Here is a 13,065-nt window from a genome sequence, read left to right on the forward strand (position 1 = left end):
TAATCAGCCAGCCAGGGCATACAATAAAGTGTTGGGGACACTTGCATGAGTGTTGAAGAAATTTTGCTTGCAGCGAGCGAGCAAGGTGTACATTTTTATTTCAAAAACGAGAAGCTAGCCTATCGGGTTAAAAAAGGCTCTATCAGCGATGAGCTGAAGAAAACCATTGTTCAACACAAAAATGAAATAAAACACTATATCCAGTCTCTGGACAAGGCTCAGGACCGCTTTGTACTTCCCCCATTGCGTCCTGTATCACGAAGTCAACCTCTGCCCTTGTCATTTGCACAACAGCGCCTCTGGTTTATCGATCAGCTGGAGGGAAGTCTGCAATATATTATTCAAGGCCAGCTGATGCTGGAGGGATGCTTTGACGAGGGCGCTTTCAGGCGTGCATTGGAATGCCTGATGCAGCGCCACGAAATCCTCCGCACGCGCATCAAGACAGACCGCGGTGTGCCCTACCAGGTGATGGCTGAGGAATTCGAGATGCCGGTGCAGCAGCACGATCTGGCAACACTTAACGAGGCCACGGCTGCCAATTTAATCCGTCAGTTAAAGCTCAAAGACGCGCAAACTCCGTTTGACCTGGCGGAGGATCTAATGCTGCGGGTGCAACTATTGCATTTGTCCCAGCAACGTCAATTAATCTTATACACGACTCACCACATTGCCAGCGATGGATGGTCTTCTTCAATTTTCGCCCGGGAATTAACAGCCTTATATCAGGCATTTTCCACACAGCAGGAAAATCCACTGCCTGCCCCTACCTATCAGTATGCCGATTATGCGGCGTGGCAGCGCAGTTGGTTGGAGGGAGAAACTCTCGATAAACAGATGGCCTACTGGACTGGGCAGCTCCAGAATCTGCCCGAAGTCCACAATCTACCGCTGGACAATCCACGGCCGGAGCAACAGCGCTATAGCGGCAGAATATTTTCCCACCTGCTCGAACCGGAGCTGACTGCAAATATCAAGCGTCAGTGCGAGCTGCAGGGGCTGACGTTGTTTATGTTTCTCGAGACAGCGTTTGCACTGTTTGTCGGGCGCTTCAGCGGCGCACAGGATGTGGTTATCGGGACCCCCACAGCGGGGCGTACTCACCGTGACCTGGAGGGCCTGATCGGTTTTTTTATCAATACGCTCGTACTGCGGACCGATCTCAGTGGCAACCCGAGTTTTGAGCAGTTATTGACGCGCAACAAGCGGGTTATTCTCGACGCATTTGCCTATCAGCACACTCCCTTCGAAATGCTGGTGGAGGCCCTGCGGCCGGAGCGCAATCGCCAGTACAATCCGCTGTTCCAAATTTTGTTCGTGGTGCAGAACAGTGACGGGCTGGATGGGCTAAGCGTCGATGAGGGTTCGCAAGGCGTTCACGAGGGCGTCAATATTCGTTTCGATCTGGCATTGCACCTGATTGAGATTGGGGATCGGCTCGCTATTCACTGGAGCTATCAGGACGACTTGTTCAATGACGATACGATCGCCCGTATGGCCCGTAACTATGGCTGTTTACTGGAGAGTCTGTGCGGTGAACTGGAGGTGCCGTCGGCCAGGGGAATAGACCAGGTTCATATGCTCAATGCGGAAGAGCGGGAGTTATTGCTGGTAAAGTGCAATCAGACTCAACAACAGTATCCCCAGGGAGATTGTCTGCATCAATGGATTGAGCAGCAAGTGGCACTTACGCCCGACGCGACCGCTGTAATCTATGAGGATCGCTCCCTAAGTTTTGCCCAGTTGAATAGTCGGGCCAACCAATTGGCGCACCATTTGATCGCCGAGGGAATCACACGGGGGGATTTTATAGGGCTTAGTATCCGGCGCTCTCTGGAAACTATGGTGAGTTTGCTGGGTATTATGAAAGCGGGTGCGGCCTATATACCCCTGGATCCGGAGTATCCCGCGGAGCGTTTGAGCTACATGGTGGAGGATGCCGGTGTAGAAGTCATTATCAGTACTCGAGCGGTGGCTGAATCGGTGCCGGAAATGGGTGCTCGGCTACTCTGCCTGGATGACAGTCCGACCCGGGAGGCCCTGAGTGCTGCACCGGAGACAAATCCCGACCCGCAGGCGCTGGGGCTGAACCCTCACCGTGCGGCTTACATAATCTACACTTCCGGTTCCACCGGTCGCCCCAAAGGCGTGGTGGTTGAACATCACAGCCTGTGCAATTTCGTAGCCACGGCGATGGAGGCCTTCATTAAGGATGACATCAAAGGCGCTGTTGTCAGCTCTCCTTTGGCCTTTGATGCGACTGTACAATCTCTGTACCTGCCACTGTGTGCCGGCCGTTTTGTCGAATTACTGCCCGAGGGCGATGAGTTATTGCCCGCCCTGACGGATTATCTGCTGGACGACGAGCATGCGCTACTTTTCAAACTGACGCCGAGTCACTTGCAGGGTGCTCTGGCACAACCTTTTGTGGAACAGAGCCCGGCGGCCAGGCATGTAGTGGTGGTGGCCGGAGAGCCTTTTCCCGAATCCACACTGCGGCGATGGCAGTCGCTGTTGCCCTCCGCCACATTTATTAACGAATACGGGCCCACGGAGGCGACTGTCGGTAGTTGCATCTACCCGGTGCGGACCGATCTGAATCAAACCCAGGCGCCCTGGCCAAATTGCGGTGGTTTCGTTCCCATTGGCCGCCCTCTGGGCAATGTGACTTTTTATGTGCTGGACCCCTGGTTAGAGCCAGTACCTCTGGGTGCTGTCGGTGAATTGTATATCGGCGGGGCGGGACTGGCGCGGGAGTATCTCAATCGCCCCGACTTGACCCGCGAACGTTTTATAGCGAACCCGTTTGTCGATGAGCCAGACGCGCGCCTGTATAAGACCGGTGACCTGGTGCGCTATGTGTACACCACTTCGGAAAGCCTGCCCGTACTGGCCTTTGCCGGCCGCACCGACAACCAGATAAAAATCCGTGGATACCGGATCGAACTGGGTGAGATCGAGGCGATCCTCCGCGAGCAGGAGGGTATACACGATGCAGTTGTGATATGCCGCAGGTCGGGGGAGGATGCCCGCTTGCTGGCCTACCTGGTGCCCACTGAGGGTGCCGGGATCGATATCGATGTGCTCAAGGCGATACTAAAAACACAACTGCCGGGTTACATGCTGCCCTCGGCATTTGTGTCGCTGCGGGCTCTGCCGCTGACACCGAGTGGCAAGGTGGACCGGCAGAGGCTCCCGGACCCGGATGTAGCCGCTTTTGGCGAAGTGGAATACGAAGCGCCGGAGGGTGAAAGGGAAAGGATACTGGTGCAGCTATGGGCGGAATTGCTGGATTTACCCCCGCAGGAGATCAGCCGCGAGGCAAATTTTTTCGCTCTGGGTGGCCATTCCCTGCTGGTAATGAAGCTTGTTGCCGGTTTGCAGGATCACGGCTGGCAGGTGGGGATCCGCGCTGTGTTCGACAGCGGCAAGCTCGCCGAGTTGGCCACACATCTGGAAACCTCCTCCGGCAGCGCGGACGAGACTGTCGAAGGCAGCGCGGATTTACCGGATGGCTGTGAGCGGATACACCCCGGGCTGCTGCCGCTCATTGAGCTTACGCAGGCGGAAATCGACACTGTGGTCGATCAGATAGAGGGGGGCAGTCAAAATATTCAAAATATTTATCCGTTGCTGCCATTGCAGGAGGGGATATTTTTTCATCACCTGGTGAATCCCGAACGCGACCCCTATGTGTTGGACAAGACCTTCCGGGTTGCCAGTCAAGGTCTGCTGGAAGCTATGCTGGAGGCCCTGTCCAGGGTGGTCGAGCGCCACGATATTCTCCGCACGGCGATTGTTCACCGGGGGCTTGAGCGCCCATTGCAGGTGGTCTTGCGCCGTGCCCGGCTCACAGTGATAAAGATCAGTGAGACACGGGATATGGCTCTGGATGATGCGCGTCAGCTGATGAAATCCCAGCTGCCGCCCATTGCGCTATCGCGGGCGCCGATTCCCCAGATAGTGGTGGCGGAAATCACTGATGGTGCCTATTTATGCCATTTTCGTTCCCACCATATCGTCGCCGATCATGTGGGCAATGAGGTCTTGTGGCAGGAAGTGGAGGCGGTGCTGGCGGGACTGGAGGCACAAATGCCTCCGGCGGGCCGCTTTGCCGATTATGTGGCAACTGCTCTGGCACGGGCCAACAGCCAGGATGCCCGGGTGTATTTTCGGCAGCGTTTGGGGGACATAGATGAACCCTGCTTGCCCTTTGGCCTGACCGATATCCACCATCAGTCGGATGCGCTCAGACGCGCCCAGCAAGAACTGGACGGGGTGCTGGCCAGGCGCACCCGGCAGCTGGCCAGCGAACTGTCCTGTAGCCCGGCAACTTTATTTCACGCCGCCTGGGCGCTGGTGGTCGGCGCCTGTTGCGATCGCCACTCGGTGGTGTTCGGGACTGTTTTGTCCGGGCGTATGCACGTCGGGAGTGAGCAACAGCGGACACTGGGGCTGTTTATGAACACCCTGCCGTTGCGGTTGGATATCACCGGCACGGCACTGGCGTTCGTGGAGCAGGTAAATCGCGAGGTGAGGTGTCTGTTGGAATACGAGCAGACAGCGTTGACACTGGCTCAGGCATCCAGTGGTGTGGCCGGAGATGTACCGCTTTTCAGCGCCTTGCTCAACTATCGCCACAGCGCGGGGGATACAGCGGATACAGGGAAGGAGTCCCATGCGATTCAGGGTATCGACAGCGATGCCGGGCGCACCAATTACCCATTCAGTCTCGCGGTCAGTGACCGGGGCGACGGTTTTTATTTGAAAGCCAATGCCCTGGGAGTGGATGCCGGGCGATTGATTGATTATACGGTACAGGCGCTGGATGCACTGCTCACTGGCATCGAGACAAAATCCCCGATGCCGGTTGGCCAGATAAGTGTAGTGGCGGAGCCGGAGGTCCACGACCAGTGCCAGTGGGGGCGCAACCCCCTGGACAGTGTCTGCGACAAGCTAATCCACCAGTTGTTTGAGCAACAGGTACAGAGGACCCCCGACAAGATCGCCGCCCTGGCGCCCGGTGGCGAGGGACACTGGCAGCGGTTGAGTTACGCGGAACTCAATGCCCGCGCAAACCGGCTTGCCCATTTTCTGATAGACCAGGGCGTGGTTCCGGAAGCAAGGGTTGGCCTTTGCCTCGGTCGCTCGGTCAATGCCATGGTGGCGCTCCTGGCGGTCCTCAAGTCCGGTGCCGCCTATGTGCCGTTGGATCCGGAATATCCCCGGGCGAGACTGGCCCATATGCTCGGGCACAGTGGTGCGCACTGGATAATCACCGAATCGACGTTTAAAGACCGCCTGCCGCTGGGTGGAGAGGCGTTGTTATGTCTCGATGAGCCCGCCGCGACGGCGCGACTGGCCGCCTGTGATGCCGCCAATCCGGTGGCCGAAACCCTGGGATTATCCCCAGAGCACCCGGCCTATATTATTTATACCTCCGGTTCCACCGGCCTGCCCAAGGGTGTTGTGGTGAGCCACAGGAGTGTGTCCAACTTTCTTCAGGGCGCAGCTGCGACATTTCTTCACGAGGGTATAGCGGGGGGCGTCGTCAGTTCACCGCTGGCTTTCGATGCCACCGTACAGTCGCTGTATGTTCCCCTGTGTGCGGGTCGTTTCGTGAAACTCTGGCCGGAGGATGAATCGCTGTTTCGTCATCTGGCGGAGGATCTGCTCTACGCCCGGGAAGCCTTGCTGTTCAAAGTGACACCCACCCACCTGCAGGGCGTTGCGGCCCTGGATCCGGTCACCCGCAATGAGGGGGTGCGGCATGTGGTGGTGGTAGCGGGAGAGCCGTTGTCGCAGCAAACCCTCGACCACTGGCGTCGCCGCCTGCCCGATGTACTGTTTATCAACGAATACGGCCCCACCGAGGCGACGGTGGGCACTAGCGTCTTCCCTATTCGGGAGGAGGCGGTCGATCCGGCACCATGGCGGCAACAAAGTACCGGTGTGCCCATCGGGCGGCCGTTACCGAACCTGGAGTGTTATGTACTGGGCCGCAGTGGCCAGTTGTTGCCCCAGGGGACAATCGGTGAACTCTATATCGGCGGCAGAGCACTGGCGCGTGCTTATCACGCCAGTGGCCGCGCGACAGCGGAGAAATTTGTTCCCCATCCTCTGGCCACCGGGGCAGGGGAGCGGCTCTACCGCACCGGCGATCTGGTCAGGCGCCTCGATGACGGTTTGCTGCTGTTTGTGGGTCGGGTTGATCAGCAGGTCAAGGTACGGGGACTCCGTATTGAGCTGGGTGAAATCGAACATCAATTGCTGTTGCTGGATGGGGTGAGCGGGGCGGTGGTGGACGCCCGCTGCGACCGCCTCGGGGACACGCGCCTGGTGGCTTATGTGTGTGGCACGACGCTGCCCACACAGGCCGCCATGGTGGCCCACCTGAGTGCACAACTGCCAGGCTATATGGTTCCTGCGGCCTATGTCACCCTGGCCGAACTGCCGCGCACACCCAGCGGCAAAATTGACCGGGCATCGCTGCCGGCTCCCGACATCGACGCCTTTGCAGCCACGGAATATGTGGCCCCGGAAAGTGAGGACGAACACAGGCTGGTAGCAATCTGGTCTGACCTCTTGGAGCTGACACCAGAGTCGATCAGCGTAGAGGCCAACTTTTTTGCCTTGGGAGGCCACTCACTGTTGATTGTGGGCCTGCTTGGGCGCCTGCAGCAGCAAGGCTATTCCGCTTCGGTCGGTGCCCTGGTCGCGGCGCATTCGCTGCGCGAAATGGCGGCGCTGATCGATCCGCTGGAGATCCGGGGGGAGAGCGACACACCGGTAAATGCCATTCCTCCGGGCAGTGAGCAAATCACACCCGGAATGCTGAATCTGGTTTTACTGTCGCAGGCGAAAATCGACCGCATCTGCCAGAGCGTCGAAGGTGGGGCCGGCAATATAGAGGATATCTATCCCCTGGCGCCACTGCAGCAGGGGGTGTTGTTTCACCACTTGCTGGACCCGTCCAGGGACCCCTATGTCATAGGCACAATACTGCTGATGGAGGACCAGCGGCAGATTGAAGCGCGGCTGGCCGCGATGCAGATGGTGATCGACCGTCACGACAGTTTGCGCACTGCCGTGCTGAGCGAAGGACTGGCACAGCCGGTACAGGTGCTGCTGCGCCGGGCCAGCCTGCAAGTGACCAGAGTCCGCCTGCCGGAGGCGGAGGACCCGGATCAGCAGCTGGAGGCCTGGAAGCGGGGTTTAGCGCCGCTGGATGTCACGCGGGCGCCACTTATGCGGGTATTCCTCGTTACTGTGGCCGACAGGGGCCCCTGCTATGTCTATCAGCAGACCCACCATCTGATTTGCGACCATGTGGGCAGTGCCATCATCCGCCGTGAGATCGATATGATCGCCGCGGGTCACGGCACATCCCTGGAGTCGCCGCCCCGCTATCGCCCCTACATAGCCCACACTTTGGCAATGGTGGATAAATCTGCGGCGGCAGACTACTTTCGCACCCAACTGGGTGATGTCGACGGGCCGACGCTGCCTTTCGGGCTGGGTGACGTGCACACCGTCGACGAGACTTTGGAGCGCGCTCAGGTGCAGCTTCCCGACTCGGTGGCCAGACAAATTCGGGCCCTGTGCCGGTCCATGAATATGAGCCCAGCGAGTATTTTTCACCTGGCCTGGGCCAGGGTAGTGGGGGCCTGCAGCGGCCGCCAGGATGTGGTTTTCGGCACAGTCCTGTCCGGGCGTCTCCAGGGGGCTCCCGGTATTGAGCGGCTGGTGGGTCTGGTGATGAACACATTGCCGGTCAGGATTGACCTGCGCGGCCTCAGCGTCCGCGACGCCCTGCGGGACACCGATCTCAAACTCAAGGCACTGCTGGACTACGAACTGACCCCGCTGACGGAAGCTCTGAGCCACTCCAGTGTCAGCAACGATGTGCCGCTGTTCAGTGCCCTGCTCAATTACCGCCACTCCCGGTGCGGGCAGGCGCTCCCTGGGGGGGAAGGGGAGAAAGCCACAGTTCGCAATCTGGGCGCCGATGGCAAAACCAACTACCCATTCGAGTTGTCGGTCAGTGACTGGTCGGATGATTTCAGCGTGCACGCCCAGCTGCCGCAAAGCATCGGCGCTGAACGGGTGGTGGGCCTGCTGCTGGGCACCCTGACACAGATTGTCGATAACCTGGTGACGGCACAGGGTGAGGCATCGGTTTCGCAACTGTTGAGCCTGCCGGAGGGGGAGCGTCGGCAGCTGGCCCTGTTCAACGACACGGCGGCGCGTCTGCCTAATACCACTGCGCCGTTTGTACACCTGGGTGTCGCCGTCCACAGGGAGTGCAGGGCCGACGCTGTGGCACTGGTGGCGGGTGGCCAGCACCTGACTTACGCCGAACTCGATGATCGGGTTGAAGCGCTGGCCAAAGCCATGGCCCTATGTGGTATTGCACCGGAATCCCGCGTGGCCCTGTGCCTCCCTCGAACTCCTTCGATGCTGGTGGCGATTTTGGCCACTTTGCGCTGTGGCGCTGCGTATGTGCCCATGGATCCGCAATATCCCAGCTCCCGTCTGGCCTATATGATCGGGGACAGCCAGGCGGCTCTGTGTGTGGTCGATGGGCAGAGTGCCAAAACTCTGGCGACGGTGGAGGTGCCGAAACTGAACCTCGACCTGGAGCTTCCCTGTGAACCCGGGCAGGCCCGGCATCGGCCCAGTTCGCACCCCGACAACGCCGCCTATATGATTTACACCTCGGGCAGCACCGGGCAGCCAAAAGGCGTCGTGGTCAGCCACCGAAGTCTGTACAACCTGTGCCACTTTCAACGCGCTCATTATCAGCTGAACGAGCGCAGCCGCAGCCTTCAGTTTGCCTCCTTCAGTTTCGATGCGGCCACCTGGGACTGGGGCATGACTCTGTTGTCCGGCGGTATCCTGGTGTTGCCGGACCTGGAGCAGTCCCGCTCGCTTCCGGCTCTGGGTGATTTGCTGAGGCGGCAATCCATCACCTATGCATTTTTCCCGCCGGCACTGTTGGCGCTCCTGGACCCACGGGATGCAGTGGCCCTGGAAACCCTCACCGTCGGTGGCGAGAGTCCCGCCTTGTCGCGCCTGAAGCGTTGGGCACATAGGTGCCGGGTATTTAATGCCTACGGGCCCACTGAGAATACGGTGGTGGCGACCTGTGCGGAAGTATCGACCCGGCAGGAGCAGTTGCACATAGGGACACCGATCGAAAATGTCAGCGCCTATGTGCTGGACGCGGATCTGCAGCAGGTGCCCATAGGTGCCGAAGGGGAACTCTATCTCGCCGGTGGGGGACTGGCCCGGGGTTACTGGGGGCGCGCCGCTCTGACCGCGGAGCATTTCCTGCCCAACCCATTTGCACAAACGGCGGGGGAGCGCCTCTACCGGACCGGTGACCTGGTCAAAATGGCGACGGCGAAAAGGGGGGCTACCCTGAGTTTTGTGGGGCGCTCCGATCAGCAAATTAAAGTCCGGGGATTTCGTATCGAACTGGGCGAAGTGGAGCAGCAATTACAGCAATGCGATTGCGTTGCCGCGGCCGCCGCGGTCGCTGTCGCGGATAGCCGTGGCAGCGTGCAGCTAGTGGCTTTTGCGGTGGTGACGGACACCGACAGCAGCGCTGCATCGCTGGCGCAGCAGCTGCGCCGGCGCCTGCCGGATCACGCGCTGCCAAACCATATCGAGCTTGTCGCCCAACTGCCACTGACCGCCAATGATAAGGTGGACCGCAAGGCCTTGCAGGCCCAGGCCGCGGACCTGCAAAACGCGGAAGCCTACAGGGCTCCGGAGACGGCCATGGAACGGCAACTGGCGGCGCTGTGGGCGGAGCTCCTGGGGCGGGACCCGGCGGCAATCGGCATAGACGACAATTTCTTTGCGCTCGGGGGGCATTCGCTGCTGGTGATGTCCCTGCATGCCCAATTGCAGCAACAGGGTGTCGACACATCCGTGCGCCTGATTATGGACAATCCGCGGCTGAAGGACCTCGCTGCGGCACTGGAGCAGCTTGAACCGACTGAACAATTCAGTGCGCCGGCCAATGGCATTCCCGATCGCTGCCAGCACATTACCCCCGACATGCTGCCGCTGGTAACCCTGGGGGAAGCCGATATAGCCGGGATATGTGAACGGATACCCGGTGGCGCAGAGAATATACAGGACATCTACCCCCTGGCGCCCTTACAGGAGGGCATCCTCTTTCACCATTTGATGAATCCCCAAGCCGATCCCTTCCTGATCGACAAGACATTTGTCGTGGAAGAGGAGGAGATGCTCGACCGTATGCTGTGGGCTCTGCAGCAGGTGGTGGACCGGCACGATATTCTCCGCACTGCGATTGTCCATGAGGAGTTGCCCGAAGCCCTGCAAGTGGTCCTGCGTCAATGCCCCCTGCCGGTGCACCGGCATACCTATACCGGAGACGGCGCCGCGATTACGCCCGCCTATCTGCGCGCACAATTGCCGCCCATGGTGTTGCGGGATGCCCCCCTACTGCGCGTGCTGATTGTCAGTGATGAACGCCGCCATCAGCATTATATTCTTTTGCAGTTTCACCATATTATTTCGGACCATGTGGGCGATGCGATGCTGCGCGCGGAGATGTCGGCTTTTGTAGCCGGCAAAGGCAGTGACCTGCCGGAGCCGGTACCCTATCGGGAATTCGTTGCCTATACACAGATGCGGGGTAGAACCCAGGATGCCGCGGCCTATTTCCGCCAGCAGCTCGGTGATGTGACTGAGCCCTGCTATCCCTTCGACCAGCACAATGTACATGGCGATGGTCTCGGACTGAAGCGATATCACCGGGAGCTGGAGACTTCCGACGCTCTGCGTATCCGCGCAGTGGCTCGCAGCTATCAGGTCAGCCCGGCGACGCTTTTCCATGCGGCCTGGGCCCTGGTGGTCGGCGCCACCTGTGGGCGAGATGATGTGGTCTTTGGCACTGTGTTATCCGGGCGCCTGCAGAATATCCCCGGTGCGGATCGCATGCTGGGACTGTTTATCAACACCCTGCCTCTGCGCGTCAGGATCTACGGTTCCGTCGAGGAGTTTATCGCGCAAATCGATGTGTCTCTCAGATCCCTGCTGGAATATGAACTGACATCCCTCTCCCTGGCGCAGCGCAGCGCCGGCGTGCGCGACAATGTGCCGCTGTTCAGTGCACTGCTGAATTATCGCCATTCGCGCCGGGTGGCCGAACCCGATAGCGAGGCAACGGAGACGTCGGCGGTGCGCGGACTCGGTGGGGATGAAAAAAACAATTACCCCATATCGCTGTCCGTCAGTGACTGGGGCGAGGATTTCAGCCTGGACGCAATCAGTGTTGCAGCGGTTGCGCCGGAACGCCTGTGCAGTTATGTGTTAGAGGCGCTGGACGCACTGCTACAACAGATGGAGACCGATAACCAGCGCCGTGTGCAGGACATCAGTCCGGTGACCCCGGAATCGGTACTTTCTCTGTTGCCCAAGGCGGCGATGCGCCCTTCTTCTTCACTTCCGACCGGCATTCACACTTTGGTGGAAGAGCATGCGCAACGGCGTCCCGACGCCACTGCACTGGTGTGGAATCCCTACCACTTGAGTTACGGTGTCCTCGATCAGATCGCCAATGAATGGGCACAGCGCCTGCAGGCCCAGGGTGTAGGGAGTCAGAGCAGAGTCGGACTCTGCCTTACCCGCTCGCCCAAATTGCTGATTGCCATGTTGGCGGTACTAAAAAGCGGGGCGGCTTATGTTCCCATCGATCCGGATCATCCGGAGGCGAGAAATCAGCATATTCTCCGCGATGCCCGCGTCGAACTGATTTTGCTGGAAACCCAGACTCTTCCCCAGTTGTCTCTGGGCGATGCCCCGGTTGTCAACATGGATGAATCCTGGGAGGACAGCTTGTCGGCCACTGGCTGTGGCCGCCTAAGTGTGGAGGTTGCGCCGTCGCAGCCGGCCTGCGTGCTGTACACCTCGGGCTCCACGGGTAGGCCCAAGGGTGTGCTGCTCTCCCACGCAAGCCTGCGCAATCGCCTCGATTGGTGGTCGCAAACCCAGGATATCAGTAGCGACGATGTCTTCTGCCAAAAGACCCGCATTGGCTTTGTGGACCATGTGGCGGAATTCTTTCAGCCGTTGAGCTTGGGCCTGCCCCTGGTGATGCTGTCCGATATCGATGTCAAGAATGTTCCGGGTCTTCATCGCGCCCTGAACCGCTGGCCCGTCAGTCGTATCACGCTGGTCCCCTCTCTGCTCAACAGCATAATGCACACGGGGGGATTGCGGGCTGGGGCCATGCGTGCAGTTTATTGCAGTGGCGAGGCTCTGCAGCCACCTGCCCGGGAAGCGTTCGCGCAGTGCTTCCCCAATGCAGACCTTTGGAATGTTTACGGGTCTACGGAAATGGCTGCTGATGTCAGCGCCGGTGCTGTCGCTTTGCACCAGGTATCGGGAGAAGATTACGCGGACCTGGGCACACCGGTGGATAACCATCAGCTGTTGGTATTGGATCAAGAGGGAAAACTGGTTGCGCCCGGTGTTGCGGGCGAACTGTGCGTGGCGGGTGTGGGACTGGCGCAGGGGTATTTCCACCGCGCCGGCGAAACCGCCCGGTGCTTCGTTCCCAATCCATTTGCCAACACCCCTGGAGAGCGACTCTACCGCACCGGTGACCGGGTGAAGCTGGAGCTTGTGCAAGGGTGCGATAAGGGTCAGTTGCGCTATGTGGGGCGCAGTGATTTTCAGGCAAAAATCCGTGGTTTCCGTATCGAACCCGGCGAAATCGAGCAACACATCAATCGGCACCAACTGGTGGCCCAGTCCCTGGCCGTTGTGCGTCAGGACGATGCGGTGGAACAGCGGTTGGTGGCCTATATTGTGCGCGAACCGGCGGATTCGGAGGAGGTGTCGGAGTATACCGATGCCGAGCTTCGCCGACAGCTCATGGAGCATCTGCAGGGCGTATTGCCCGATTACATGCGGCCGTCGGCCTACGTCATTCTGGACGCCCTGCCTCTCAACGCCAATGGCAAAGTGGATCGCAGTGCATTGCCAGCGCCGGATATGAGCGCCATGCGCACCAATGAATAT

At 59.4% G+C, this 13,065-nt stretch carries 2 pseudogenes; both read left to right on the forward strand.

The window, feature by feature from the left end:
* Positions 1-45: 45 nt before the first annotated feature.
* Positions 46-11,364: pseudogene (locus AB1S50_RS11480) on the forward strand (amino acid adenylation domain-containing protein); the annotation flags it as partial.
* A 102-nt stretch (positions 11,365-11,466) separates the two neighbouring features.
* Positions 11,467-13,042: pseudogene (locus AB1S50_RS19510) on the forward strand (amino acid adenylation domain-containing protein); the annotation flags it as partial.
* Between the last annotated feature and the right edge of the window lie 23 nt (positions 13,043-13,065).

The sequence above is a fragment of the Microbulbifer discodermiae genome (assembly GCF_040742695.1).
Lineage (GTDB): Bacteria > Pseudomonadota > Gammaproteobacteria > Pseudomonadales > Cellvibrionaceae > Microbulbifer.